At 54.2% G+C, this 25,166-nt stretch carries 24 protein-coding genes; 11 read left to right on the top strand and 13 right to left on the bottom strand.

Features of this window, described 5'->3' with window-relative positions:
- The first annotated feature begins 496 nt into the window (after window positions 1–496).
- Both pta and KW808_RS14145 read left to right on the top strand, forming a co-directional pair.
- Entirely contained in the window at window positions 497–1,882 is a 1,386-nt protein-coding gene (gene pta, locus KW808_RS14150; RefSeq protein ID WP_003862872.1) for a phosphate acetyltransferase, read from the top strand.
- Window positions 1,882–3,075: an acetate kinase gene (locus tag KW808_RS14145; protein ID WP_003862874.1), complete on the top strand. Its 1,194-nt coding sequence runs from the start codon at window positions 1,882–1,884 to the stop codon at window positions 3,073–3,075. Before pta ends, KW808_RS14145 begins: the two co-directional genes overlap by 1 nt.
- A 479-nt stretch (window positions 3,076–3,554) precedes the next feature.
- On the opposite strand, the gene KW808_RS14140 is transcribed toward KW808_RS14145, so the two are convergent.
- The 3 genes from KW808_RS14140 to KW808_RS14130 are packed head-to-tail and all read right to left on the bottom strand — an operon-like array spanning window position 3,555 to window position 8,553.
- Window positions 3,555–6,023: a serine/threonine protein kinase gene (locus KW808_RS14140; RefSeq protein ID WP_003862877.1), complete on the bottom strand. Its 2,469-nt coding sequence runs from the start codon at window positions 6,021–6,023 to the stop codon at window positions 3,555–3,557.
- Window positions 6,013–7,047, bottom strand: coding sequence for a glutamate ABC transporter substrate-binding protein (locus tag KW808_RS14135; RefSeq protein WP_003862879.1), 1,035 nt, complete (start codon window positions 7,045–7,047; stop codon window positions 6,013–6,015). Before KW808_RS14135 ends, KW808_RS14140 begins: the two co-directional genes overlap by 11 nt.
- Window positions 7,048–8,553, bottom strand: coding sequence for a GlnX family signal transduction membrane protein (locus KW808_RS14130; protein ID WP_170844379.1), 1,506 nt, complete (start codon window positions 8,551–8,553; stop codon window positions 7,048–7,050).
- 86 nt (window positions 8,554–8,639) lie between these two features.
- On the opposite strand from KW808_RS14130, the gene KW808_RS14125 reads away from it, so the two are divergent.
- From KW808_RS14125 to KW808_RS14110, 4 genes are read left to right on the top strand one after another with little or no spacing between them, the layout of a single operon-like run.
- Window positions 8,640–9,134, top strand: coding sequence for an NUDIX domain-containing protein (locus KW808_RS14125; protein WP_003862881.1), 495 nt, complete (start codon window positions 8,640–8,642; stop codon window positions 9,132–9,134).
- Window positions 9,135–9,155: 21 nt separating this feature from the next.
- Window positions 9,156–10,088, top strand: a complete 933-nt coding sequence (locus KW808_RS14120) for an ABC transporter ATP-binding protein (protein WP_499652247.1) — start codon at window positions 9,156–9,158, stop codon at window positions 10,086–10,088.
- Complete coding sequence (locus KW808_RS14115) at window positions 10,081–10,839, top strand: multidrug ABC transporter permease (RefSeq protein WP_003853677.1); 759 nt, start codon at window positions 10,081–10,083, stop codon at window positions 10,837–10,839. Before KW808_RS14120 ends, KW808_RS14115 begins: the two co-directional genes overlap by 8 nt.
- Window position 10,840: 1 nt before the next feature.
- A complete protein-coding gene (locus KW808_RS14110) occupies window positions 10,841–11,683 on the top strand; it encodes a PhzF family phenazine biosynthesis protein (protein ID WP_034983209.1) in 843 nt (280 codons plus the stop codon).
- Here the strand turns inward: KW808_RS14110 and KW808_RS14105 are convergent.
- Window positions 11,680–12,819 carry a Na/Pi cotransporter family protein gene (locus KW808_RS14105; protein ID WP_170844397.1) on the bottom strand — a complete coding sequence of 380 codons (1,140 nt, stop codon included), beginning with the start codon at window positions 12,817–12,819 and terminating at the stop codon, window positions 11,680–11,682. The genes KW808_RS14110 and KW808_RS14105 overlap by 4 nt on opposite strands.
- Window positions 12,820–13,239: 420 nt before the next feature.
- Here KW808_RS14105 and KW808_RS14100 point away from each other — a divergent pair, with 420 nt between their 5' ends.
- On the top strand, window positions 13,240–14,436 hold the full coding sequence (locus KW808_RS14100) for a multidrug effflux MFS transporter (protein ID WP_003862889.1): 1,197 nt from the start codon (window positions 13,240–13,242) through the stop codon (window positions 14,434–14,436).
- 331 nt (window positions 14,437–14,767) lie between these two features.
- On the opposite strand, the gene KW808_RS14095 is transcribed toward KW808_RS14100, so the two are convergent.
- The 4 genes from KW808_RS14095 to KW808_RS14080 are packed head-to-tail and all read right to left on the bottom strand — an operon-like array spanning window position 14,768 to window position 18,673.
- Complete coding sequence (locus tag KW808_RS14095) at window positions 14,768–16,270, bottom strand: phospholipase D-like domain-containing protein (RefSeq protein ID WP_003862891.1); 1,503 nt, start codon at window positions 16,268–16,270, stop codon at window positions 14,768–14,770.
- Window positions 16,271–16,276: 6 nt separating this feature from the next.
- Window positions 16,277–17,068 (bottom strand): exodeoxyribonuclease III, encoded by a 792-nt coding sequence (locus KW808_RS14090; RefSeq protein ID WP_003853692.1) that lies wholly within the window; start codon window positions 17,066–17,068, stop codon window positions 16,277–16,279.
- A gap of 26 nt (window positions 17,069–17,094) precedes the next feature.
- Window positions 17,095–18,102 carry an N-acetylglutamate synthase, CG3035 family gene (locus KW808_RS14085; protein WP_003862892.1) on the bottom strand — a complete coding sequence of 336 codons (1,008 nt, stop codon included), beginning with the start codon at window positions 18,100–18,102 and terminating at the stop codon, window positions 17,095–17,097.
- Window positions 18,092–18,673, bottom strand: coding sequence for a peptide deformylase (locus KW808_RS14080; protein ID WP_003862894.1), 582 nt, complete (start codon window positions 18,671–18,673; stop codon window positions 18,092–18,094). Before KW808_RS14080 ends, KW808_RS14085 begins: the two co-directional genes overlap by 11 nt.
- Before the next feature lie 15 nt (window positions 18,674–18,688).
- On the opposite strand from KW808_RS14080, the gene KW808_RS14075 reads away from it, so the two are divergent.
- The 4 genes from KW808_RS14075 to KW808_RS14060 all read left to right on the top strand — a co-directional run bounded on the left by KW808_RS14075 (window position 18,689) and on the right by KW808_RS14060 (window position 21,377).
- Entirely contained in the window at window positions 18,689–18,901 is a 213-nt protein-coding gene (locus tag KW808_RS14075; RefSeq protein ID WP_003853699.1) for a DUF3263 domain-containing protein, read from the top strand.
- Between the two features lie 5 nt (window positions 18,902–18,906).
- Window positions 18,907–19,572 carry a LytR C-terminal domain-containing protein gene (locus KW808_RS14070; RefSeq protein WP_003862897.1) on the top strand — a complete coding sequence of 222 codons (666 nt, stop codon included), beginning with the start codon at window positions 18,907–18,909 and terminating at the stop codon, window positions 19,570–19,572.
- 68 nt (window positions 19,573–19,640) lie between these two features.
- On the top strand, window positions 19,641–20,771 hold the full coding sequence (locus KW808_RS14065; protein ID WP_003853704.1) for a glutamate--cysteine ligase: 1,131 nt from the start codon (window positions 19,641–19,643) through the stop codon (window positions 20,769–20,771).
- Between the two features lie 6 nt (window positions 20,772–20,777).
- Window positions 20,778–21,377, top strand: coding sequence for an alpha/beta fold hydrolase (locus tag KW808_RS14060; protein WP_003853708.1), 600 nt, complete (start codon window positions 20,778–20,780; stop codon window positions 21,375–21,377).
- A gap of 435 nt (window positions 21,378–21,812) precedes the next feature.
- On the opposite strand, the gene mnhG is transcribed toward KW808_RS14060, so the two are convergent.
- From mnhG to KW808_RS14035, 5 genes are read right to left on the bottom strand one after another with little or no spacing between them, the layout of a single operon-like run.
- Window positions 21,813–22,193 carry a monovalent cation/H(+) antiporter subunit G gene (gene mnhG / locus KW808_RS14055; protein ID WP_003853711.1) on the bottom strand — a complete coding sequence of 127 codons (381 nt, stop codon included), beginning with the start codon at window positions 22,191–22,193 and terminating at the stop codon, window positions 21,813–21,815.
- Entirely contained in the window at window positions 22,194–22,469 is a 276-nt protein-coding gene (locus KW808_RS14050) for a monovalent cation/H+ antiporter complex subunit F (RefSeq protein WP_003862899.1), read from the bottom strand. It lies immediately after the preceding gene.
- A 3-nt stretch (window positions 22,470–22,472) separates the two neighbouring features.
- Window positions 22,473–22,982: a Na+/H+ antiporter subunit E gene (locus KW808_RS14045; RefSeq protein WP_003862901.1), complete on the bottom strand. Its 510-nt coding sequence runs from the start codon at window positions 22,980–22,982 to the stop codon at window positions 22,473–22,475.
- Window positions 22,979–24,679 carry a Na+/H+ antiporter subunit D gene (locus tag KW808_RS14040; RefSeq protein ID WP_003862902.1) on the bottom strand — a complete coding sequence of 567 codons (1,701 nt, stop codon included), beginning with the start codon at window positions 24,677–24,679 and terminating at the stop codon, window positions 22,979–22,981. Before KW808_RS14040 ends, KW808_RS14045 begins: the two co-directional genes overlap by 4 nt.
- The gene (locus KW808_RS14035; protein WP_003853720.1) at window positions 24,672–25,163 is read right to left on the bottom strand and encodes a Na(+)/H(+) antiporter subunit C; all 492 of its coding nucleotides are present in this window, start codon (window positions 25,161–25,163) and stop codon (window positions 24,672–24,674) included. Before KW808_RS14035 ends, KW808_RS14040 begins: the two co-directional genes overlap by 8 nt.
- Between the last annotated feature and the right edge of the window lie 3 nt (window positions 25,164–25,166).

The following is a 25,166-nucleotide window of genomic DNA, read 5'->3' as shown; positions in this document are numbered from 1 at the left end:
TAAAGGGGTTTTAAAAAATGTGGAGTATGTGAGCGGGGGTTCCACTTGTAGATTCGACTCCTATCGGGGTGCGACTGCTAATGGTGCCCTGCTATCAACCCTCCATGATACGTGGTAAGTGCAGACTAATAAAGGCCAGTCGGGGAGTATTGGGGGCTTTGCTGGGGGCAGATTTGTCACGCTGTGCGCTTTCATAGACCCCATTAATGTGGGGTGAAGAGCTGTAAAGTACCGCTAAAAACTTTGCAAAGGGTGCTTCGCAACTTGTAACCGCTCCGTATTGTTTTCTACGGCAATAAGCATTTGTGCTGCTCAAAGCGTGGAATTGAGATCGGTTTGAAAATTACAAAATAAAACTTTGCAAACCGGGCTGTACGCAAGGCGGACGAACGCTAAACTATGTAAGAAATCACAACTTCCCCTCAGTAGTGCCAGGAGGCACAAGCCTGAAGTGTCATCAATGAGAAGGTTCAGGCTGAAACTAGAAAGGCGATGTATGTCTGACACACCGACCTCAGCTCTGATCACCACGGTCAACCGCAGCTTCGATGGATTCGATTTGGAAGAAGTAGCAGCAGACCTTGGAGTTCGGCTCACCAACCTGCCCGACGAAGAACTAGAAGTATCCAAAGTTCTCGCGGCGGACCTCCTCGCTGAGGGGCCAGCTCTCATCATCGGTGTAGGAAACACGTTTTTCGACGCCCAGGTCGCCGCTGCCCTCGGCGTCCCAGTGCTACTGCTGGTAGACAAGCAAGGCAAGCACGTTGCTCTTGCTCGCACCCAGGTAAACAATGCCGGCGCAGTTGTTGCAGCAGCATTTACCGCTGAACAAGAGCCAATGCCGGATAAGCTGCGCAAGGCTGTGCGCAACCACAGCAACCTCGAACCAGTCATGAGCGCCGAACTCTTTGAAAACTGGCTGCTCAAGCGCGCACGCGCAGAGCACTCCCACATTGTGCTGCCAGAAGGTGACGACGACCGCATCTTGATGGCTGCCCACCAGCTGCTTGACCAAGACATCTGTGACATCACGATCCTTGGCGATCCAGTAAAGATCAAGGAGCGCGCTACCGAACTTGGCCTGCACCTTAACACTGCATACCTGGTCAATCCGCTGACAGATCCTCGCCTGGAGGAATTCGCCGAACAATTCGCGGAGCTGCGCAAGTCAAAGAGCGTCACTATCGATGAAGCCCGCGAAATCATGAAGGATATTTCCTACTTCGGCACCATGATGGTCCACAACGGCGACGCCGACGGAATGGTATCCGGTGCAGCAAACACCACCGCACACACCATTAAGCCAAGCTTCCAGATCATCAAAACTGTTCCAGAAGCATCCGTCGTTTCTTCCATCTTCCTCATGGTGCTGCGCGGGCGACTGTGGGCATTCGGCGACTGTGCTGTTAACCCGAACCCAACTGCTGAACAGCTTGGTGAAATCGCCGTTGTGTCAGCAAAAACTGCAGCACAATTTGGCATTGATCCTCGCGTAGCCATCTTGTCCTACTCCACTGGCAACTCCGGCGGAGGCTCAGATGTGGATCGCGCCATCGACGCTCTTGCAGAAGCACGCCGACTCAACCCAGAACTATGCGTCGATGGACCACTTCAGTTCGACGCCGCCGTCGACCCGGGTGTGGCGCGCAAGAAGATGCCAGACTCTGACGTCGCTGGCCAGGCAAATGTGTTTATCTTCCCTGACCTGGAAGCCGGAAACATCGGCTACAAAACTGCACAACGCACCGGTCACGCCCTGGCAGTTGGTCCGATTCTGCAGGGCCTGAACAAACCAGTCAACGACCTTTCCCGTGGCGCAACAGTCCCTGACATCGTCAACACAGTAGCCATCACCGCAATTCAGGCAGGAGGACGCAGCTAATGGCATTGGCACTTGTTTTGAACTCCGGTTCATCTTCCATCAAATTCCAGCTGGTCAACCCCGAAAACTCTGCCATCGACGAGCCATATGTTTCTGGTCTTGTGGAGCAGATTGGTGAGCCAAACGGCCGCATCGTACTCAAAATAGAGGGTGAAAAATACACCCTAGAGACACCCATCGCAGATCACTCCGAAGGCCTAAACCTGGCGTTCGATCTCATGGACCAGCACAACTGTGGTCCTTCCCAACTGGAAATCACCGCAGTTGGACACCGCGTGGTCCACGGTGGAATCTTGTTCTCTGCACCGGAACTTATCACTGATGAAATCGTTGAAATGATCCGCGATCTCATTCCACTCGCACCACTGCACAACCCTGCAAACGTTGACGGCATTGATGTTGCTCGAAAAATTCTCCCCGATGTCCCACACGTAGCTGTCTTTGACACCGGTTTCTTCCACTCACTTCCACCAGCAGCTGCGCTGTATGCCATCAATAAAGATGTTGCCGCTGAACACGGAATCAGGCGCTATGGTTTCCACGGCACCTCTCATGAATTTGTGTCCAAGCGCGTGGTGGAAATTCTGGAAAAGCCCACCGAAGACATCAACACCATCACCTTCCACCTGGGCAACGGCGCATCCATGGCTGCTGTTCAAGGCGGCCGTGCGGTAGATACTTCCATGGGTATGACACCTCTCGCGGGACTTGTCATGGGTACCCGAAGCGGTGACATTGATCCAGGTATCGTTTTCCATCTCTCACGCACCGCTGGCATGAGCATCGATGAGATCGATAACCTACTGAACAAGAAGTCGGGCGTTAAAGGTCTTTCCGGAGTCAATGATTTCCGTGAACTGCGGGAAATGATCGACAACAATGATCAAGATGCCTGGTCCGCGTACAACATTTACATACACCAACTCCGCCGCTACCTCGGTTCCTACATGGTGGCACTGGGACGGGTAGACACCATCGTGTTCACCGCCGGTGTCGGTGAAAATGCCCAGTTTGTCCGTGAGGATGCCTTGGCAGGTTTGGAAATGTACGGCATCGAAATCGATCCGGAGCGCAACGCACTGCCAAACGATGGTCCTCGATTGATTTCCACTGATGCCTCCAAGGTGAAGGTGTTTGTCATCCCAACTAATGAAGAATTAGCTATCGCTAGGTACGCGGTGAAGTTCGCTTAGCTCTCCTGGTTAGGATCCACCACAAATCGCTCTGATCAGCGGTTTTGTGGTGGATTTTTGCGTTTTTAAGGGGTGAAACTGCACGGATCCACCACAGATCCCAGTTTTCCTTTGGAACGTGGTGGATCCTTGCCCTGGAACTTCACAGGAATCGCTTGTTGGCCCCTAGACCTCTTGGGGTTGCGAATTTTCGTCCCCACCGAACATTAAAAGGCCGGTTTTGGTCGAAAATTTGCTCTAACACCTTGCTATTATGCAAATCTTCGTTCGATTTAAGCAAATCCCGGCAATCTGTAACGAGAAGTTGAACAGTAAACCTGCAGCAACCCTCCAGAAATCCCAACAGTCCCAATTGTCCCAAAAGTAACGCCCCCAGAATCGCTTCTAAGGGCCTAACTCGCCCAAAGCCAAACTAGGGGACATCGCACCCCTAAAGGCCCTTAAATCGCCACCTACCAAATAGCCCCAAGTCAAAACAGCTAGAACCAACTCAGTGGCCGCACGGCATTCGCCATATCCACAAGTGCGTAACGGTGGTGTGGGAACGGTGCAGAACGCGCCTGAATGCGGAGTGCTTCGGAGATACCGGTGCGCAGGCCTTTTTGGGAGAACGGGTATTCAAATAGTGGGTTCGCGGAGGCGGAGGCTTTGAGCTTTCGTTCTCGAAGCCAGCTGAGGCCTGCCGACATGATGGCAATTTTGATCTGGTTGAAGCGGGGCTCGTTTGTGGGGATTTCGGTGAGTCGGCGGGCAGCCCGTCGGATGCGGGATTCACTCAAATTGGAGCTGACCAGCAACAAGATGGTGGTGAGGGTGGCCATTCGGTAGTGGGTGGATGATTGGGGGAGTTTGTCTAGGGCTTGGACTGCGAGTTCGATTTGGTTTTCGGCCATGAGTTGGCGGGCGAGCCCGAACGCGGAGGACACGGTGGTGGGGTTGGTTGCCCAGACAAGTGCGTAGAGGCGCAGTGAATGGAAGCGGACTACGTGTGGGTCGCTGGAGATGTGGGACCAGGTGTCGCTGAGTGATTCGAAGGCGGAGGCGTCGAGGTCTTCGAAATCTTTGCTGAGGGTCGCGGTTGCAGAGACGATGTCTGGGGTGAGATAGGCGGTGGATTCGGCGCCGATTTGTTGGAGGATGAGTTCGTCAACAGCTGCGAGGGCTAGTTTTGGTGCGGCTTCGCCGGGCAGGATGGTCAGGACGTGGTTGAAGAATACTTGGGCGGTGGCGTAGTCGTCGAGGAGTAGGTAGGTGATTCCGGAGAACCATTTGTGTCGCCAGTCGTCGCCGATGCGTCCCTCTAGGGTTTCGAGCCATTGGCGTGCTTCGGTGGTAAAGCCTAGGTCAAGGAGGGCTCGGACGACACCGAGGGGGATCTCGATTGATTGGCGGTATTGCTCGTCTTCCATGGAGTTGCGCAGAGTTTCCAGGGTTTCGGAGGGTTCTGCATAGGAGGATCCGGAGAGCATACGGGCGCCGGGGTCGGTGCGGTCGATGAGTGGGACAGGCAGCGCGGAGACAATTTCTGGTGCTGTGATGCGTGCTTGTCGTTCGATGCCGTCGATGATGCGGTCGGTGCGGAACACGAGGTGTTTGGTGCCAAAGGTGCTTCGCTGTGGGGAGAATAGTGAGTGCTGTGGCGGGTATTGTTTGCCGTCGCGGACTGCCAAAATTTCACGCAGTACGCCGTAGAGTTGGGTGCGTAGTTCGCTGACGTTGTGGAATCGGTGTTGGGGGTCGTCGGCGGTGGCGCGTTGCAGGAGGCGGTAGAACGACAAATGCCTGCGCAGAAGAGGTGAATTTTTGGGCGAGGGGATGCCCGGCGCGAGGACACCGTCTTCAACGGGGAGGGGCATGGTGAGTGCTGCGAGGGTGCGTCCGATGGTGAAAATATCGGAGGAGATTGAGGGGCCATCGGTGGCTACTTCGGGTGCTTGGAATCCTTTGGTGCCGTAAATGTAGCCGAATGCGCCGATGCCGGTAACCGCGCCGAGGTCGATGAGTTTAACTTGGTCTTCGGTGGCGATGACGTTTTCGGGTTTGAGGTCGTTGTACACTACGCCGCGTTGGTGCAGGTAGTCCATGGCGGGGAGGAGTTCGAGGATGTAGCCGATGGCGAGGTCGACGCGGAGGACGCCGTCGGGTTGGGCTTTGCAGCGGTCTTTCAGGGAGGGGCCGTTGACGTATTCCATGACGATGAATCCGCCGGGGACGCGGGGGTCGTCGATGAAGTTGTAGGCCTTCACGATGCCGGGGTGGGTGATGTCGGCGAGGAATTCGCGTTCGGCTTCAGCGGTGCCTTGGTCTTGAACGGAAGATTGCGCCATCATGCCTTTGAGCACCACGATGCGGCCGGACACATTGCGGTCGTTGGCGAGGTAAATCCAACCCATGCCGCCGTGCGCGATGACGCCGAGGACTTCATATTGCTCTGCGACGATATCGCCCGCGACAAGTTGCGGCGCTGCCACACCAGGTTTGCGCTTCTTTTCCGGGTCGATGAGCAGCTCATCTTCCGGTTTGGGGGTGATGAACGGCAATTCCACCATGCCATCAGCAACTGGGCGGGATTGGCGCCTTACGCGGCGCCGTTCGCGGAACAGCGAAATTGCTTGTCGACGACTCCTCTCACTTGGATCCACCTCTGGGCGGGGACGCAGCGAGGCCGCAGTTGTTTCAGTGTGCGCGGATGCCGACCCAAGGCTGTCTTCAACTGCTGGTTGTTCCACCACCATTTGACCTTGGGTGGCTCGCAGATTGTCGAGGTCGCGCAGCAGGAATTCTAGGCCTTCGCCTTGGAACTCATCGTCGTCATCGTCATCTTCAAAAGGGTTAAAGGCAACGGCTGAGGTAGCGGGGGAATCATCCTCATCGTCATCGTCGAAAGGGTTGAAGGCAACAGCTTCGGTTGCTGGTGAATCTGGATCGAAATCTTCATTATCCTTCATCGTTTTCTGTCCCTTCTTCCTCTGGCATGTACTGCAGCTGTGGTGGACCGTAGGACCAGAGATAAGGTCCGAACCAATCGTCGAACATTGTCCACCACATGCGGTCTGTGCGGATCCGTTCAATTGTGTAGTTTACCTGCCGAATCAACCCCGAAGAGTCTGTTTCAGCAGTGGTCGATGCCGCTGCCACTCCATAGGAATGGGAATCGAGGGAGGTATCAAGAATCTTGGTGTAGGGATCCTGTGCTGCGATGCCGGATAAAATGACATCATCGCCCAAAATGACCTGAGCCTGATGCTGCTGCAACGCCATGAGACAATCGGACCAATTGCGAGTTTTTAAGATTGAGGCCTCCGGCGCAATGGTGCGGGCTCGCTGCAATGAAGTGGAGCCATCGGTGACACAAATGGTGTGGCCGGGTAGATCTGCGATGGACGTGATTCCTGAAGATTCCATGGTCAACATGCGGGTTTGGGTGCGCAGGTACGGTGTGGAAAATTCCACCAATTTGGCGCGTTCGTCGGTGATCGTGACGGAACGAATCACAATATCTACATCACCTTGGTCAAGGGAACGCAGACGGTCGGACGAGCCGACGAATCGGAAATCCACCTTATTGGGGTCACCGAAAATGTCACGGGAAATTTCCCTCGCTAATTCCACTTCAAAACCGCGCAGCTCACCAGTCACCGGATCACGGAAACTGAGCAAGTTTTGCGATTGATCCACACCCACAATGATGCGACCCCGGTTGACGATGCCAGGTACCCGCTCCTCAGGGGTCAGATCATCCGGGCGTAAAGAACCTGGCCAATTCTCTATTGCTTCCACTATGGGCTCTTTTTCACCGGGAGCTTCAATCGAAGAATCCGGTGGCAGTGGTGGACCGGCATCGGGATCCAAAGCAGTCAAGGTTTCTGCCGGTTCCACAGGTGTTGGAGTGCAGGAAGCAAGCAGCGTTGCGGCCAGCAATGCAGCGCCGACTCGCGTGGTGAGTGGAGGGGGGCGTCGAAAAGCGTGCATTTATAAGTACTCCTGCAAACGGGGGCGGATGCCGACCCACAAAGCCAACACAGAAACGACAGACAGCAGCATCACCATGACGGACACCAACTCCGTGGCCTGCAGGCCCGACTGGATGTAGGAACGCATGGAGCTGCGAGAATCCGCGATCAACTCAGCCAGCGCAGTATCGAGCTCATCAAAGCTGGTCTGGCCTTCCTCATCTTTGTTGAGCACCGCACTGACCGCGCCGTTGTACTCACCAGACGCCAACAACACCGTGAACTCATCGTGATCAGCAGTCCATGCAGCAATCGCATTACGAATCGCCGTAATCAACTGCTGATGCTCCGGAGTCTGTGACTGCGCAGTGGTTTCATACTCATCCAGCGCACGCTTAATCTGATTAATCGTTGCGGTAAAACCAGTGCCACTGCCCTGAATCGACTGCCTACGCACCAACGACAACGTCTCTGTCGTGCGGGTCTGCTGCGCATAAATACGAGCCGTAGTCATGGAATTCAACGGCCCCGACGCTTCCTCAAAACCCTTCGTGCCAGCCTGCCACGTCGCCCAGTTTGCAGCTGACACCCATAACGTTGCCGTCATCATCATCACCGTGGCCAGGGCAAACCCCTTGTTGATGCGCCTGCGCGTAATCCGCATCAACCACCACTGCGCAACAATCAACATGGCAAGAGCCGCAAGCAATCCAGACAGCGGAAACCACTGCGGACCCGTCACCGAACGCTGCTGATCAGACACCGCACGACTCGTCAGGTTGTAAAGCTCAGACGCCATCGGCAAAATTTCATTACGCATCATCGCGCTGGCCTCAGACATATAGGCCACACCCACGGGATTACCCGCACGGTTATTAGTCCGAGCAGTTTCCACCAACCCCGTATACACCGGCAACTGACGCTGAATCTCCAGCACCAACTCCATCAAATGCTCATTACTACTATCCGCAGATGCCGCAGTATGAGTAGCCGCAACCGCCGCACGATCAATGGCAGTGTGATACTTCACCCGATTCACCGGGCCTTCCACACCAGCCTGAACAAAACCAGTGGTAGCAGTGGTATCAGCAACCGACAATGATGTATAAAGCACATGCGCGTTATAGGAAACAGGCTCCGCATTAGTGATCAAATCATCCAAATTGGACTGCCTAGTATCCGAAGACACCGACATGGCGTAACCAGCAGCAAAAATGGCGATCGAAATGATAATCGTCATCAACGTCATCCGGCCCGGCGACGTATTGACGAAAGCCCAAATCTTGCGGGCAACAAAAATAGGCTGGCCGAAAGTTTCCTGAACAATCGAATTAACGAGAGTGCGCTTAGAAGTATCCTTCTCCGTTAACGGATCAAGCCAATGATCAGGCGAGTCATCGGTATCCAAAGACTCCAACCGGGTCTGAGCTGAATGTGGGGCTGAATGTGGGGCTGAATTTTGCACCGCAGAATCATCCAGAGGATCAGGCGCCTCTGGATGCTCCCCATTTCCATCCCGGATCATTGTTTCAGAATAGCGTGACTCATGACATGTTGAAAGTATTGGCTACCTTGATGAATACCCCCAGCGTTTAGCCTAATGTGGACACCATGAAAGGCGACGGCGATGGATGGGCAGCAGCACCCAATGGCGGGGCAGTATGGGGCAAAAACGGAGCAGCAGGATTGTTGTTGGTAGCAGATAAACAAATGCTCATGCAGCACCGAGCCGCATGGACCAACAACGGCGACACCTGGGCACTCCCTGGAGGCGCACGAGACTCACATGAAACCGCAGCGGAATCAGCCCTGCGTGAAGCATTTGAAGAAACTGGAATCCTGCCCGACGACGTGGAAGTTTTAGATTCAATAGTCACCGCAGGCCCTTTTCCCGCCGATCCAGAACGCCCAGAACTTGCCGGCAACTGGACCTACACCACGGTCATCGCACGAACTAAAACCGGCGAAACCCTAGAGACCACCGCTAATGAAGAATCCCTCGAACTACGGTGGGTAGATATCGCAGCGGTTGACTCTTTGGCTTTGATGCCAGCATTCGCCAAAGCGTGGCCCTCTTTAAGAAAGCTACTGAACACAACAGAGTAGGTTTATGCGACACTGGTGCGCATGATCAACGTTGAAGGCCTCACCAAACAATATGGTCAGGTCCGTGCAGTCGATGATCTGAGCTTCGAAGTAAAACCCAGAATAGTCACCGGATTTCTCGGCCCCAACGGCGCCGGAAAATCCACCACCATGCGGCTGATCCTTGGCTTAGATAATCCAACTGCAGGGCATGCCACGATCGAAGGACAACCCTACCGATCGCTCAAAAATCCCCTGACCAAAGTGGGAGCACTGCTTGATGCCAAAGCAACACACCCAAATAGAACAGCAGAAAACCATCTCAAGTGGATCGCCCGCGCTAATGGGCTGTCCACCAAAAGAGTCGATGAAGTTCTCACCCTCGTGGGACTGACTGGTGTTGCGTCAAAGAAGACCGGTGGGTTTTCACTAGGCATGGGCCAACGTCTAGGACTTGCTGCAGCATTGCTCGGCGATCCGGAATACTTAATTCTCGACGAACCCGTCAACGGCCTTGACCCAGAAGGCATTCACTGGGTGCGCACCTTGTTGCAAAACATCGCCAAGCAGGGCAGAACCGTGCTCGTGAGTTCCCACCTGCTGTCCGAGATGGCGCAAACTGCGGAACATTTGATCGTGATTGGGCGTGGCAAGCTGGTCGCCGATATGCCCATGCATGAGTTTGTGCGCTCCCATTCCGCTTCCACAGTTGTGGTGCGCGCAGCAGTACCCGGCGCTTTGGAAAACGCGTTGAAAGAAGCCAGAGTCGCATTCAACACAGCACCAGATGAAAGCGGACGCATGACCTATCGCATCGATGGCTCCACCACCGATGACATCGGCCGTTTGGCATTCGAACGAGGAATTGCCTTGTTAGAACTGTCCGAAACCCGAGCATCCCTGGAAGAAGCATTCCTCGAAACCACCGGCGAAGCAGTGCAGTACCAGGCTGGAAGTGTGGACAACAATGATTAATACCATCCGCTCCGAATGGACCAAACTTGTCACCACCAAATCCTTCTGGTGGACAACCGCACTAATTCTGGTCTTCAGCCTGGGATACGCAGCGCTCACCGGATCACTCGCCACCGGCGAAAGCTTTGCATCACTGTTCCTTCTCGCAGGCAGCACAGTCACCGGCCTTTACCTCCTTGGTTTCGTGGTGATCATGATCCAATCCATCATGATGTTCACCACCGAGTTTCGATTCGGCTACCAAACCCAAACCTTCCTCGCCACACCAAAACGCTGGGTTGTCGCCGTTTCCAAATGGTTGCTGTACCTCGTGTTCGCCGTAGTGTTGACCTTCATCACCGTGATTCTGTGCTTCTATCTAGCCAAAGCCCTGGCATCAGACACTGCAAGCTCCACCCTGGTGGTGTGGGAAGATACGCAAGCACGACGAATCATGTGGCAATACCCACTGGCAGCAGCACTATTGGTAACTTTCTGTTCCGGAATTGCGCTCCTGCTGCGTCAAACTGCAGGAGCAGTGGCACTGGTGCTTATGTGGCACTTTGCTATCGAAAACCTCCTGTCTTTCCTGCCACGCATCGGCGAATACGTCGGCAAGTATGGTCCCTTCACCAACCTCTACGCATTTATCACCGACTATCAATCAATTGATCCAGGATGGTCCACCACCATGGGAGCGGTGTACTTCGGAGCGTGGGCATTCGTGCTGTTCGCACTCGGAATCGTCGTCCTAGAAAAGAAAGACGCCTAAAATGCCCTCTAAAATATCGCGGCCCTATTACCAAGTAGATGTATTCAGCTCCGAGCCGTTCATGGGAAACCCGCTTGCTGTCATCGCCGATGCTGATGACTTAAGTGCCGAACAAATGGCCCGAATCGCTAGGTGGACAAACCTCTCAGAAACCACATTTCTTTTAAAGCCAACCCAAGAAGGTGCTGACTACCGAGTGCGCATTTTCACCCCAACCGGTGAGCTCCCCTTCGCTGGACACCCAACACTCGGAACCGCCCACGTGTTTAGGGAACTGCACGGTGAACAGGGAACCCAGTTGGTTCAGGAATGTGTCGCCGGTTTAGTTGCTGTGCGCGCTATTGACGGGCCAGCAAGTGGATTGGCTTTTCAGGCTCCACCCACACTCAAAGACGGGCCATTGGATGCTTCCGACCTAGACGCAGCTTGTGAGGCTTTAGGAATCAGCCCCGACTTCATTCGAGCCCACCAATGGGTAGACAACGGCCCCGGCTGGGCAGTAGTGGAGCTACCGAGCGCCCAACACGTATTGGATCTGGAACCCGATTTCAGTGCACATCCAACATTGAAACTCGGAGTGATTGGGGCCTATCCCGAAGGGGCTCCCCACGCTTTTGAAGTACGGGCATTCGCTCCAGGAATCGGTGAAGACCCAGTAACAGGAAGCCTCAATGCATCCATTGCGCAGTGGCTACACCGAGATGGTCGCGCCGGCGAAGGTTACTTGGCATCCCAAGGAACCGCCATCGGTCGCGCCGGGGAAATCCACATCAGTATTGAATCTCATGTGATTTGGGTGGGCGGCTCTGTGACCACGATCTTTCAAGGAACAGCAGAGTTTTAAATGAAGAAGTAAATCATCAACACAGCTGAAGGAACCAAGACATAGGCCGTTGCAATTGTGGCCAGGGTGATGGAGTAACTGCGGGCAGTGAGGTTCGCAGTTTTCTCGGCCAAGTGAATAATCACATTGGCAAGCTGCGGAATACACAGCACTAGTAATGCGCCGGTGAAGTTCACAATGAGGTGGATCAACGCAGCCTGAATAGCGAACTCACCCTGATCGCTGACAATCGCGAAAGTAGCAAACATTGCGGTCACCGTGGTGCCCACGTTGGCACCCAAAATGACGCCCAGCAATGGCTTTTGCTTAACGACACCAGAGGCAGCCACTGGCTGCATGGAAGCCACGGTCACTGACGAGGCAGTGACCATGAGCGTGAACAAAACTCCAAGAATGAAGCTCCAGAAATTGGAAAGAATCGTCGCCTTGGGGCTGTTCTCTGGATTGATCACCTTGTCCATAATTGAGGTTACGGTCGCTGCCGTAATGGTTCGGATCTGAGAACTCATGGCACGCACCGAAATCAGAATAAGAATGGTGCCCACCACAAGACATACAATCGCCGAAATACTTGGATTGCCGATCGAACCGATAAGACCATTCATACCCAGAAGTTGGGTTGGGGGATCAAAAATCTTGGTCATCACATCACTGGTAGGCAAAGAGCCACCAGTTGTCAGTGTGATCTCCGTTGCGATCGCACCACTAATTGTGCGGAATGGATGAAAGAGCAATTCCACAACAAATAGAACAAGAATGACGAGCACGTTAAACCACACATGCATGGCGGCAACCGTAAACGCTCGCTTAAACTCCCTGCGTTCACCCACATAAGAAAACGCAACGAGCATCGCGGTGATCGTCGTACCGATATTTGCGCCAAGAATGATCGGAATCGCCACAGGCACCGACACAATGCCCGTACCAACTGCAGTCACCGTCAACGTTGTGGTGGTGGTTGATGATTGCACCAAGGCCGTAGCCAAGATACCGATCAGCACACCAATGAGTGGATCTTTCGCAACTTGGTACATCTGGGTGGTTGAAAAAGTACCAAATCCGTAGACACCGTCCAAGATGAGGTTGATGCCAATGATGATGACCAAAATGGACAACAACACCAAGAGCCAACGCACAAATTTGCCCCAACCAGATAGAAGCACCTGATCGTGGCTCGCTGCAATATTCTTTGGATTAATGGGATGGAAAGTTCCCGGCAGGAATGCTGCGGCAGGACCTTTCCGTTCAGGTATAGGCGGAGGGAGGGCTCGTCGAGGATGTTGAACATATTCAAAACCACTAGACATAAATTCTCCCCACCCCTTTCCTGAATTAAATTGACGTGTCAATTGCCGTAGACGTTAGAACCGATCGTACATTGCATGGGAGTGAACAAACCAATAACAAAATTCCCGATTTGTTCACGTGCCCGATTTAAATCCGTTAGTCTTAAAAGTTTTAAGTATTGGTGCTATCTTCCGGTGCTGATGGTACCTGAATGAAAATTTCTAATTAAAAATACCCCCAAATCTTCGATATAGATACACGAGACAGTGATGCAGAAAAAACAACAGCTGAGCACCGCCCTGATTATGGGATTGGCATTATTGTCAGCCAGCTCCGCGCTAGCGACCGATATGTATTTGCCGGCAATGCCTGGTATTGCGGAAGATTTGGGGACAACTGCACCGATGGTGCAGTTAACTCTTTCTTCCTTTATGGCTGGAATGGCGATTGGCCAATTGATCATTGGTCCTTTGTCGGATCAATTGGGAAGGAAAGGCCTGCTCGTTGCAGGTGCGGTGGCCGCGCTGGTCGCTAGTGTGGTGTGCGCGCTGGCGCCGTCGATAAGCGTATTAGTGATCGCACGCCTGGTGCAGGGGCTTGGCGGCGGTGCGTGCGTGGTGATTGCGCGCGCGATCGTGCCAGACCTTGAACGCGGACAAAAGGCTGCGCACGCCTTTGCACTGCTGATGATTATTCAGGGAATTGCTCCCGTGGTAGCTCCGCTCATTGGTGGTGTGCTGGTCGGGCCTTTCGGCTGGCGGGGAATTTTCTGGGCACTTGCACTGGTGAATTTTGCGCAGCTGCTTGTTGCTTTGCTGCAGATTAAGGAGTCGAAGCCAGTTGAAGAGCGTACCGCAGCAGGACTTGGCGGAATGCTGTCCAACTATGTCTTTGTGCTGAAGAATCCTCAATTTTTGGCATATGTATTCACATTGGGGCTGTCTTTTGGGGCGATGTTCTCCTACATTTCGGCGTCGCCGTTCGTGCTGCAGAATCAAATGGGCATTCCGGTACTGCTGTATTCCATTATTTTCGGAGTGAATGCTTTTGGTTTGATTGTGGGCGGAATGGTCAATAGGCGACTTCTGCAGCGGATTCATCCACACCGCATCATGCAAACTGTGCTGGCCAGTTTTACTGTGCTGTGTGCGCTTTTGCTGATTGAAGTGCTGTTTATTAATTGGATACCGCTGTTCCTGTTGCTGCTGTTTCTTATCGTTTCCCATATTCCGATGGTTATGGCTAACGCGACAGCTCTGGGAACTGAAGTGGTGCGAAGCAGGGCGGGATCGGGTTCTGCAATTTTGGGTTTCGTGCAATTCACGATGGGTGCTTTGGTGAGTTCACTGGTCGGATTAGGCTCTGATAAGGCTTTGACTATGGGAATCGCAATGACTGCTTGTGCACTGCTGGCGTGTGGGTGTGCGTACCTGGCAGGTCGAAAAGGTATTCCAGAAATGAAGTAGCTCTAGGTGGCGTTTTAAGGGCTTTGAGGTGCCAGATGGATACATGGGTGGAAATGGTGATTCGAGGCCCTTAAACGGCAATCTAGGGGTGTGACTTTTGGGGCTGATGGGACCATTGGGGATCCTGTCAGTTCCCTGATCAAATTTCCACCACAATCCTGTGGCCCGACCATTAAATCGAACGAATTTTCGCATCAAACTGGCTGCAAGGTGCAAAAATCCACCACAAACGCGTGGCCCGACCAAAGTTTCGAACGGATATTTGCATAATGGCGATGGGTACAGTCGGGCCCTCTAAAAGCCACCTCAAACGCACTCCAAACGCGTCAAACTACTGCAGCGCCGAGGTCAAACGCATGACATTGTCCACGTAGCGGCGCCGCCAACTGCGCTGGTTCCACTTATCCAAGGTGAGCTTGAGACTTACTGTGCGGTAACGATCGGTGAGGGCGTTGAGTTCGTGGATGAGGTTGCCTTTGGCGATCATCAGGGAGATTTCGTAGTTGAGGCCAAAGCTGCGGATGTCGAGGTTGGAGGATCCGAGGACTCCGAGGGCTTCGTTGCCGGTGGTGTCGTCGGGGTCGGCGATCATGTACTTGGTGTGGAGGACGTCGGGTTTGGGGAATTGGTAGATTTTCACGCCGGCTTCAAGGAGTGCCTGGTAGTAGGAGGATTGGGCGTGGTCGATGGCGAATTGGTCGGCTTGTTCAGAGACGAATAGTTCGACGGTTACTCCGCGGTAGCAGGCTGAGGTGACGGCTTCGAGGAGGGATTCGTCGGGGATGAAGTAGGGGCTGCACAAGATGAGTCGTTCTTTGGCGTGGTGAACGATGGAGTTGAACATGCGCAGGTTGGGTTCTGTGGTGTAACCAGGGCCGGAGGGGATGAGCTGCACGAGGTTGGTGGCGGAGTCTTTTTGAGTGTTGCCGATGTAGCCGTGGGCTTCTGCGTGGTCGCGGATGTCGAGGGCTTCGTTGGATTCGACGTACCAGTCGCCGGCGAAGATCATTTCCATGGAGGAGACGATGGGGCCGGTGAGTTCGACCATGAGGTCTTTCCATTCGCGGCCGAGTTTGATGTTTTTCTTTTGTAGGTAACTCGGGGCGATGAGATTTTGGGAGCCCATGAATGCGGTGTGGCCGTCGATGATGAGCATTTTGCGGTGGTTGCGCAGGTCGGGTCGGCGGAAGCGGCGTCGCCAGGGTTGGAGGGGGAGCATGAGGTACCAGGCGAAGCCCATGCGGTTGAGTTCTTTTTTGAGGCGATGGTAGCCGGGGTATTTCCAGCTGCCGACGTGGTCGAAAAGGAGTCGGACTTGGACGCCGCGGTTGTGGGCTCGTTCGAGTGCTGCGAAGAATGGTTGGGTGCAGGAATCCCAGGCCATGATGTAGATCTCGACGTAGATGTATTCTTCGGCTTCGTCGATTGCGGCGGTCATCCGTTTGAGGGATTCACGGTAGTCGGAGTAGAAGCCGTTGTTTCCGCCGGTCACTGCTGGCATGCGGGTGAGGCGGCGGTTGAGTTTGATGACAGATTCAACTTCCGTGGAGACATCCATTCCGGTGGGGATGTCGGGGACGTCGTCGTGGACGTCTTCGATGAGGTCGTTGATTTCTTGTTGGATGCGGTGGCGTCGCCGGTTGATGTATGGCGATCCCATAAGCAGGAACAGTGGGAGTCCGACGTAGGGGAGCAGCAAAATTGCCAGGAGCCACGCGGTGGAGGAGCTGGGTCGGCGTCCTTCGGGTACGTAGCCAATGGCGATGATTTTGATGGTGTAGTCGATGATCAAACCAACGGTTTGCCAAGATTCGAGGTTGATCTGAAAGATCATACGCAGTTACACCTTGTAATCAACGATGACTGGTGCGTGGTCAGAGGCGCCGGTTCCGCTGCGTTCTTCAACGTCCACAAAGGTTTCACCCGCGGTTGCAGCAAGGGCCGGGGATGCGAGCTGGAAATCGATGCGCATGCCTTCGCCTTTGAGGAAGCGTGCGCCTTTGTAATCCCAGTAGGTGTAGGTACCAGGTCCGGGGGTGGTTTCTTTGAGTCCGGCTTCGATGAGGCCGTCGAAAGCTGCACGTTCTGGTTCGGTGACGTGGGTTTTTCCTTCGAAGGCTGCGATGTCCCAGACGTCGATGTCTGTGGGCGCGATGTTGAAGTCGCCGAGCAACACCAGTTTTTCCTCGGGGCGGTATTCCAAGGTGTCGATCACGTAGTTGCGCAGGGAGAATAGCCAGCGCAGTTTGTAGTCGTAGTGAGGGTCGGCGATTTCGCGGCCGTTGGGAACATAGAGGCTCCACACCTGGACGCCACCGCAGCGGGCGCCGATGGCACGGGCTTCGATGGATTGTTCCTTGGTGATGTCTTTGTTGAATCCCGGTTGAGCAGGGAAGTGGGTTTCCACATTTTCAATGCCAACGCGGGAAATAATGGCGACACCATTCCACTGGTTAAGGCCGAAATGGGCTACCTCATAGCCGATTTCGGTGAAACGCTCGGTGGGAAATTGCTCATCTTTACACTTGGTTTCCTGCACCGCTAATACATCAACATCATGGCGAAGCAAAAAATCGACCATCCGGTCCACACGAGTGCGAGCAGAGTTGACGTTCCAATTAACGATGCGCATGACTTATACCCTAGCTGTTTTGGGTTTTAGAATTTCCGTTCGGCGTACCGGTGTCGGTGGTGTTCACTGAACCCGAGCTTTTGATACAGGCCGATACCTGCTTCATTATGGGCGACAACCTGGAGATATGCCTCTTGTGCGTGTTGCTCGGCGCCCCACTCCTGGATGCGCGAGCCGAGCGCGGTGCCCAGCCCCTGACGTCGAAAAGCAGGATCCACCTCGACCGCTGAATAGCCCAAAAATATGCGCTCCTCCGCAGCTGTGATGGTGGCGCGCGTGATCGCGACGGTTTGCCCCGCCGGCGTGGTCAGGCGCCCGAACCCCATGCGGCCCTCGATTTGCGTGCGCAAAAGCTCAAGGGCGTGAGCGGGCAACGCCTGTCCGCGGAAATGATACATGCCCAGCCACTCCTGGTCAGGCTGCTTATCGACGCTAAATTCTAGGCCACCGGGCAATTCGTGCGACTCCACATGGTCCAAAGATTTCGTCATCACCAAAATCTCCGGGCCCAGCACCCACTGCTTCGGATCGGCGCCCACCATTTTTTGCGCAGGCCGACCAATCCGCTCCGGAATGTGCAGCTTCACGGGGAGATCGTGACGTGCATAAAACCGCGAAATATCCTCCATCGGTACCGGCTCAAAACCAACACTTGGGCCGAGTGGCGACGCAGAATTAGAACGCTCCGCAATGCCATCACCGGCACGCAGCAGCCAACCATCATGCCACTCATTGACCAGCCCCGGAAAGGCCTTCGCCGTGGCAACCTCCACCGCACGAATATCCGAATTCCTAATGGTGCGCGGCGACAAAATCTTAATCACCTCAAGCTGATCATCAGGAATGACAATTTCTTCCGCATCCGACGGCATCCCACCAACCGACTGCGGGCGAACCACCAACGGATCCACCCCAATCACATGGCCAATGACATCTGTCCAATGCACATTGGCACCAGGAATCCGACGACGTGCAACAACACGATCGCCGACGGCAGGTTTCTGGCTGCGGAAACGGGGAAGACTAGGCGTCATGCCCGAAAGGATCCTCATCTTCACCCGGCATCCAGGTCAAACCAGGCTCAGTCCACCCATTGGCCTTAATAGCTTTCTTAGCCATTCGCTTCCACCGACCAATCAACACATCGGTGTACAAGAAACCATCAAGGTGGCCAACCTCATGCTGGAAGCAACGAGCCAAGAAACCCTCAGCCTCAACAGAAACTTCCTCGCCCTTTTCATTCAGTCCAGTAACCTTCGCCCAATGAGCACGGCCAGTGGGGAAGCCCTCGCCAGGAACAGACAGGCAGCCTTCCTCGTCGGAGCCATCATCGGCAGGCATGGTCTCTGGGATTTCAGAGGTTTCCAACACAGGATTGATGAAACAACCCTTGTGCATCACGCCCTCATCATCAGGACAGTCATAAACAAAAATGCGCTTGGACACACCAATCTGGTTGGCCGCAAGACCCACACCATTGGCGACATCCATCGTCTCGTACATATCTGCAATTAGTTCCTGCAGTTCAGAGACATCCTCAGTAACAAGCTGGGTAGGGTTGTGGAGAACAGGATCTCCGTGAATAACGATTGGTCGGACAGTCATGGCAACATTCTAAGCATGCTTTCCGCAGATGATTTAACCCTCCTCGAGTTTGAGGCCCACGCACCCCACGCAATCGGGGCTAAAGAGGAAGCCATTCGCGCCACTTTTGGTATCTCACCGGTGCGTTATTACCAACGCCTCAACGTGATCATCGATACCCCCGAAGCCATGAAAGTGAATCCAACTTTGGTGTCCAGGTTACGACGTCGCGCCGGAAAGATAGACTAAGCCACATGACTTCGGACATGCAGAATTCTCCACAGCACTCGGCCACGCCTTCAGAAGAAAAACAAGGCGGACTGCCCATGCGCGGTTTGGCCATGATTTTGATCGCCGTGGCCGTATTGCTCGCAGCGTGGGCACTGTGGTCAATGCAGGGCAAAGACGACACCTCCACCACCAGCGCCGGACAAACCCAGTCCACGGAAACCAACGCGGGAACGATTGCTGAATCTTCTGGCTCTTCGGATTCCGAGCAGGCATCAGCAGAACCTGGAACCTCCGAAGAAACCTCTGCTGAGCAGCCAGCTGCAGATGGCGAAGCCGCTAATGCTGCTGGGACCGCTGCTTCTGGTGGCGCTAGTTCGGCTAACGGCAACTCCACCCCAGTGAACACCCTGTACGTGCTCAACAACTCCACCGTCCCACAACTTGCAGCACGAGTGGCAGACAGCCTAAGCGGTGACTACCAAAAGGTAGAGTCCGGAAACCTTCCAGACACCATCATTCCGCAGAACACTGTGTACTTCACCGCTGGAAACACCGAAGCTGAAAAGGCTGCACGTGAACTCGCTGACCGCGTCAGTGGCGTAGCAATGGAACGCAGCGATGCACTGCCAACCGAAACTGAAGGCAAAGATGCCCTCGTTTTGGTGCTGGTCCAAGACGTAGCGCTGTAGTTTTCTCGGATTTGTTGGAGCTAGTCGTAATTAGTCGGACTTAGTCGGATTTTAAGGAGGCTCACGCCATGGGCATTGAGTTTAAGCGTTCACCGCGACCCACCCTGGGCGTTGAGTGGGAAATTGCACTTGTTGATCCAGAAACACGTGATCTAGCCCCGCGCGCTGCAGAAATACTAGAGATTGTGGCCAAGAACCACCCTGAGGTGCACCTCGAGCGCGAATTCCTCCAAAACACCGTGGAGCTTGTCACCGGAGTGTGCGACACCGTCCCCGAAGCAGTGGCAGAGCTTTCCCACGATCTAGATGCGCTGAAAGAAGCAGCGGATTCTCTCGGGCTTCGGTTGTGGACCTCTGGATCCCACCCATTTTCGGATTTCCGCGAAAACCCAGTATCTGAAAAAGGCTCCTACGACGAGATCATCGCGCGCACCCAATACTGGGGAAACCAGATGTTGATTTGGGGCATTCACGTCCACGTGGGCATCAGCCATGAAGATCGCGTGTGGCCGATCATCAATGCGCTGCTGACAAATTACCCACATCTGTTGGCACTTTCTGCAAGCTCTCCAGCATGGGACGGACTTGATACCGGTTATGCCTCCAACCGGACGATGCTCTACCAACAGCTGCCTACAGCCGGACTGCCATACCAATTCCAAAGCTGGGATGAATGGTGCAGTTACATGGCGGATCAAGATAAATCCGGTGTCATCAACCACACAGGATCCATGCACTTTGATATCCGCCCCGCATCCAAATGGGGAACCATCGAAGTCCGCGTGGCCGATTCTACCTCCAACCTGCGGGAACTGTCTGCCATCGTGGCGTTGACCCACTGTCTCGTGGTGCACTACGACCGCATGATCGACGCTGGCGAAGAGCTTCCCTCCCTGCAACAATGGCACGTTTCGGAAAATAAATGGCGCGCGGCTAGGTATGGTCTGGATGCCGAAATCATCATTTCCAGAGACACCGATGAAGCGATGGTTCAAGACGAACTCCGCCGACTAGTTGCGCAATTGATGCCTCTAGCCAACGAACTCGGCTGCGCTCGTGAGCTTGAACTTGTGTTGGAAATCCTGGAACGTGGTGGTGGATACGAACGCCAACGCAGAGTGTTTAAGGAAACTGGCAGTTGGAAAGCTGCAGTTGATTTAGCCTGCGACGAACTCAACGACCTCAAAGCATTGGACTAAACAGCTATGGTGGAATCCCAACACATCATTTTCATCCCGGAATCCCAACAAACACCCGACGAGTTTACCGAGGTAGTCAACGAGATTCCCGCCGGAATCAAACCACGGATCGTACCGTGGAGCGGTAGTGTTTCCGCAGGTGTGCAGGCTGTGGAATCCATCCTCGATCGTGAAGAAATCCGACGCGTCATCCTGGTCGGCGCTGGAACCGGAGCTGGAGTGGCGTTGGAAATCGCCAAGAACCAACCCCGCCGCGTGGAACGCCTCGTGCTGGATTCACCGTTGGTGACCTTTGATGAGAAACAACTCAAAGGCATGAGCACCGCACTGAAAATGATGCCAGGATTCTTCTTCCGAAAGAAGAACAAGAAAGACCTCCTGCAGCAGGTAGAAGAAGCCCGTACTGCAGTTCCGATGGGATTTTCCGAGATTACCATGCCGACGTTAATCATCCGAGGCTCCGCTGCGAAGGCTGGAATTGATTCTGACTTGGAAAAACAAATCCCGAGCGCTCGGGCTACCACCATTATTGGTGCCAATTGGCTGACTTACACAACGCATGGACGCCAAACTGGTGCTGCGATTGCGGAATTCCTCGCCCAATAGAAGGGCACGCCTAAACGCCAATTTAAGGCCCTGATATTCTCGAATGGGTGTTTGTATGGATGCGGGTGTAAAAGTCCTTCAAATCGCATTCTGGGATGGTGTAATTTTTGGGCTTTAAGCTGGAATTCTGGCTAACTTTTGGAAAACCAGACAGGCGTGCCAAAAATCCTGGAAATCCGTAGGTTTTGGCACGTGTGTCCGGTTATGAGAGCTTGAAACCAGACACATGTGCCAAGATGTGCTGAAAACTCGACATTTTGGCACGCCTGTCCGGTTCTGCGGAGTCGCCCTTGCACATCGGCCTACTCGGGGCATACCCAGACCACAATAAACCCGAAAACCACCCTGAAATAACAAAAATCAGCGCCCAGGAGAGTCCCAAACAGCTCCCGGGCGCTGATTCTTTCTAAAACCTCCAGAAAGCCTTCAGAAAACTCAAGACTTCTTCGGCTTCAACTCCGCAGGAGCCTGGTTATCCGACATATCGTCCTTTGCACCGTAGAGTCCTTCACGCCTGGACACACGGCCGACACGCTGCGCGGTCACTGGGCTGGTGAGCAGTGCAAACAGTACGAGGAGAACAAGGACTCCGAGGTCACTGCGTTGTGATTGATCGAAGTGTTCGTGGCCTAAGATGCGGATGATTGCGCCTACAACGGTGAGGATAAGGCCGGTTGTTTGGGGTTTGGTCATGGCGTGGACTCTGGACATGGTGTCTTTGAATCGTATGAGGCCGATGGATGCGGAGAATGACAAGAATGCGCCGCTGAGAATGAACACCAGAGACACGATGTCGGTGAATAGTTGCAGGGTCATTTAGGCACCATCCCTCTTGCGGAAGCGGGCTACTGATACGGAGCTGATGAATCCCAGGAGTGCGATGACCATCATGAAGTTGGTGACGGTGGTGTCGAGTGTCCAGCAGATGTAGGTCGCCATGGAGCATTGAATCATGGAGACGGTTCCGTCGAGGCCGAGTAGGCGATCGATGGAGTTGGGTCCGACGATGATGCGGTAGATGGTGAAGATGAACGACAGCATGAAAAAGGCAGCTGCGATTGTGAGGCCTGCTGTGTAGAGGGTGTTGTCCATCGCTTAGCTCCTTTCAAAGGTGTGGATCAGGGTGGCTTCTAGGTCTGCGACGTTTTGGATTTCGCGGCGGAGGTCTTCTTCGTCGTCGGCGTCGAGTACGTGGATGGTCCACATTCTGTTGGCGATGTCGATGTCTGTGACGGTTCCGCCGGGCTGCAAGTTGTAGAGCATTGTGGCGAATGACAAAACTAGGTCGTTTTGAACGCGCATAGGTACTTGCAGAATGGCGGTGCGCGGTGGGTCGGCTGGGCGTAGTGCGAGCCATGCAACTTTGACTGATGCCCCAGCGAGGCCTTTGAACCAGTTGAGGATCAGAAGGATGAATGATCCCCAGCGGATGGAGATGTTCTCAATCGGCATGGCTGGAAGTGGGAGGAACAGCACGATTGCGCTAGCTACGAGGAAACCGCCGACGAAGTTTGCCCAGGTGAATTCTGCCATGAGCATGACCCACATGAGGGTGAGGCCGATGATGAAGACGGGGCGGAAGCGTCGTTTGAATCCACTGATCATGATTGTTCCTCCGTTCCGTTGGTGTCGACGCGGTGGTTGATGTCATCGCGGTTGGCGTCGTAACGCTCCATCTCGAGTGTGCGTGATGGGTCGAGGTAGTTGGGGCCGAGTACTGCGGTGCGGTAGATGTTGACATCTTGTGCGGATTCGGCGGCGCGTCCAGTAATAGATGACAGTGGTCCTGCGAGCACGGATACAGCAAGAGATGCTGAAACCAGGAGAGCAGTGGAGAAGACCATGCCCCAAGGCATCCGTCCGACATCGTTGCGGTCTTTAACGGCGACTTCGTCTTGGACATCTACCAAAGGTGCGGGTCGCGCAAGTGCGGTTGCTCCATCGGGGGCGTCTTTACGGTCGCGCCAGAAGGCCTTGGACCAGACCAGAACCATGGTGTACAAGGTGAGCAGTGAGGTGACAACGGCGCCTGCGATAAGGACCCATGACAGCCAACTGCCATCTTCGGCGCCGGCTTCGATGAGCATGATCTTGCCCAGGAAGCCGGAGAACGGCGGGATACCACCCAGGTTGATAGCGGGGATGAAGTACAAAATCGCAAGAAGTGGGGAGATATATGCCAGGGATCCAAGGCGTCGCAGCGAGGAGGATCCGGCTTGGCGTTCCACCAGACCGACCACCAGGAACAGGGAAGTTTGAACCAGAATGTGGTGGATTGCGTAGAAGATCGCACCAGACAAACCCTGTGCAGATCCAAGGGCCACGCCGAAAATCATGTAGCCGATGTGGCTGACCAGAGTAAATGACAACAAACGTTTGATATCGTTCTGCGCCATCGCGCCCAAAATACCAATGAGCATGGTTGCGAGTGCCACCCACATCAGCATGGTGTCTAGCGATCCATCGGTGAAAATAATCGAGCGTGCTCGAATGATGGAATACACACCCACCTTGGTCAACAGACCTGCGAACACCGCGGTGACCAGCGATGGCGCGGTGGGGTAGGAGTCCGGCAGCCAGGAATCTAGGGGGAACACGGCAGCTTTAATACCGAATGCCACGAGCAACACTGCGAAGATCGCGGAGCGAGTTCCAGACGGAACATCTTCCATGCGTAGGCCAACGTGAGCCATGTTCAACGTGCCCACTGAGGCGTAAACCATGGCGAGTCCAAACAGGAACACCATCGACGACGCCATGGACACCATCACATAACCCACGCCGGAACGTACACGTGCCGGCGAAGCACCCAAGGTGAGCAGCACGTATGACGCCACCAGCAGCACTTCGAAACCAACGTAGAGGTTAAACAGGTCGCCAGCGAGGAACGCCAGGTTCACGCCCATCGAGAGCAGCAGGTAAGTAGGCAGGAACACCGCAACAGGTTCGTCCTTGCCGCCGTCGCGAATACCCTGGCTGATCGCGTACCACATGACAGAAAACAGCACGATGGAACTAACCGTCAGCATGGAAACAGACAGTCGGTCGGCCACCAGGGTGATTCCGATCGGGGCATCCCAGCCACCCAACTGCAAAGTCTGAATGCCTTCGCGATCCACCACGTACAGCATGGTGGCGTTAAGACCAATGAGGAACGCCAAAACAGACAAAGTAATGGTGCGCTGCGCTGTCAGATATTTCGACAAAATCAATGCCAGCGCCGCCGCAACCGCAGGCAAAATGATGGGCAGCGGGACCATATAAGGGATCAACGGGACGAGAGTTTCGTACAAACTAGTCATCCTTATCTCCCTTCAGTGGTGCCTCGAAGGACTCGGGTCCAAAATCATCGCCGTCTGAGGTCATGCGACCAGTTTCTGGGTCGTCAGATGCATCGTGGTCAGGTGCAGCAGACGCAAAACTGGGGCGGACGGTGATTGCAACGTCCTCGGTGTCATCTTCAATGAAGTCCTCGGTGCGGTAACGGTATTGACGGTAGGCAAGCGACAGCATGAACGCGGTCAGCGCCATCGAGATCACGATGGCGGTCAGGATCATGGCTTGGGCAAGCGGATCAGCGGTTTTGTCGCCGTAGATTTCGCTTTCACGACCCAGAATCGGTGGCGATCCAGCGGAACCTCCAGCGACCAAAATCAGCAGGTTGGCTCCGTTGCCGATCAGCATGAGACCCATGATCATTTTGGTCATCGCGCGATCAAGCAGCAGATACACACCCGCAGAAATGAGAGTTCCAGCAGCTAGGAGCAGAAAAAGGTTGGCTACCATGTG

This window comes from [Brevibacterium] flavum (assembly GCF_019317305.1).
In the GTDB taxonomy this organism is placed as follows: Bacteria; Actinomycetota; Actinomycetes; order Mycobacteriales; family Mycobacteriaceae; genus Corynebacterium; species Corynebacterium glutamicum.
Note: the sequence above shows the minus strand (reverse complement) of the source record. Positions and strands in the feature narration are given on the sequence as shown.

Excerpts from the sequence above, each read along its gene's own strand:
- KW808_RS14135 (WP_003862879.1), bottom strand. The coding sequence starts at position 7,047 with ATGCACGCTTTTCGACGCCCCCCTCCACTCACCACGCGAGTCGGCGCT.
- KW808_RS14110 (WP_034983209.1), top strand. The coding sequence starts at position 10,841 with ATGCCCTCTAAAATATCGCGGCCCTATTACCAAGTAGATGTATTCAGC.
- KW808_RS14060 (WP_003853708.1), top strand. The coding sequence starts at position 20,778 with ATGGTGGAATCCCAACACATCATTTTCATCCCGGAATCCCAACAAACA.
- KW808_RS14140 (WP_003862877.1), bottom strand. The coding sequence starts at position 6,023 with ATGAAGGATAATGAAGATTTCGATCCAGATTCACCAGCAACCGAAGCT.
- KW808_RS14120 (WP_499652247.1), top strand. The coding sequence starts at position 9,156 with ATGATCAACGTTGAAGGCCTCACCAAACAATATGGTCAGGTCCGTGCA.
- KW808_RS14035 (WP_003853720.1), bottom strand. The coding sequence starts at position 25,163 with ATGGTAGCCAACCTTTTTCTGCTCCTAGCTGCTGGAACTCTCATTTCT.
- KW808_RS14065 (WP_003853704.1), top strand. The coding sequence starts at position 19,641 with ATGGGCATTGAGTTTAAGCGTTCACCGCGACCCACCCTGGGCGTTGAG.
- KW808_RS14085 (WP_003862892.1), bottom strand. The coding sequence starts at position 18,102 with ATGACGCCTAGTCTTCCCCGTTTCCGCAGCCAGAAACCTGCCGTCGGC.
- KW808_RS14080 (WP_003862894.1), bottom strand. The coding sequence starts at position 18,673 with ATGACTGTCCGACCAATCGTTATTCACGGAGATCCTGTTCTCCACAAC.
- KW808_RS14115 (WP_003853677.1), top strand. The coding sequence starts at position 10,081 with ATGATTAATACCATCCGCTCCGAATGGACCAAACTTGTCACCACCAAA.
- KW808_RS14125 (WP_003862881.1), top strand. The coding sequence starts at position 8,640 with ATGAAAGGCGACGGCGATGGATGGGCAGCAGCACCCAATGGCGGGGCA.
- KW808_RS14100 (WP_003862889.1), top strand. The coding sequence starts at position 13,240 with ATGCAGAAAAAACAACAGCTGAGCACCGCCCTGATTATGGGATTGGCA.
- KW808_RS14070 (WP_003862897.1), top strand. The coding sequence starts at position 18,907 with ATGACTTCGGACATGCAGAATTCTCCACAGCACTCGGCCACGCCTTCA.
- KW808_RS14040 (WP_003862902.1), bottom strand. The coding sequence starts at position 24,679 with ATGACTAGTTTGTACGAAACTCTCGTCCCGTTGATCCCTTATATGGTC.
- KW808_RS14090 (WP_003853692.1), bottom strand. The coding sequence starts at position 17,068 with ATGCGCATCGTTAATTGGAACGTCAACTCTGCTCGCACTCGTGTGGAC.
- KW808_RS14075 (WP_003853699.1), top strand. The coding sequence starts at position 18,689 with ATGCTTTCCGCAGATGATTTAACCCTCCTCGAGTTTGAGGCCCACGCA.
- KW808_RS14145 (WP_003862874.1), top strand. The coding sequence starts at position 1,882 with ATGGCATTGGCACTTGTTTTGAACTCCGGTTCATCTTCCATCAAATTC.
- KW808_RS14130 (WP_170844379.1), bottom strand. The coding sequence starts at position 8,553 with ATGATCCGGGATGGAAATGGGGAGCATCCAGAGGCGCCTGATCCTCTG.
- KW808_RS14095 (WP_003862891.1), bottom strand. The coding sequence starts at position 16,270 with ATGATCTTTCAGATCAACCTCGAATCTTGGCAAACCGTTGGTTTGATC.
- KW808_RS14050 (WP_003862899.1), bottom strand. The coding sequence starts at position 22,469 with ATGGACAACACCCTCTACACAGCAGGCCTCACAATCGCAGCTGCCTTT.
- mnhG (WP_003853711.1), bottom strand. The coding sequence starts at position 22,193 with ATGACCCTGCAACTATTCACCGACATCGTGTCTCTGGTGTTCATTCTC.
- KW808_RS14045 (WP_003862901.1), bottom strand. The coding sequence starts at position 22,982 with ATGATCAGTGGATTCAAACGACGCTTCCGCCCCGTCTTCATCATCGGC.
- pta (WP_003862872.1), top strand. The coding sequence starts at position 497 with ATGTCTGACACACCGACCTCAGCTCTGATCACCACGGTCAACCGCAGC.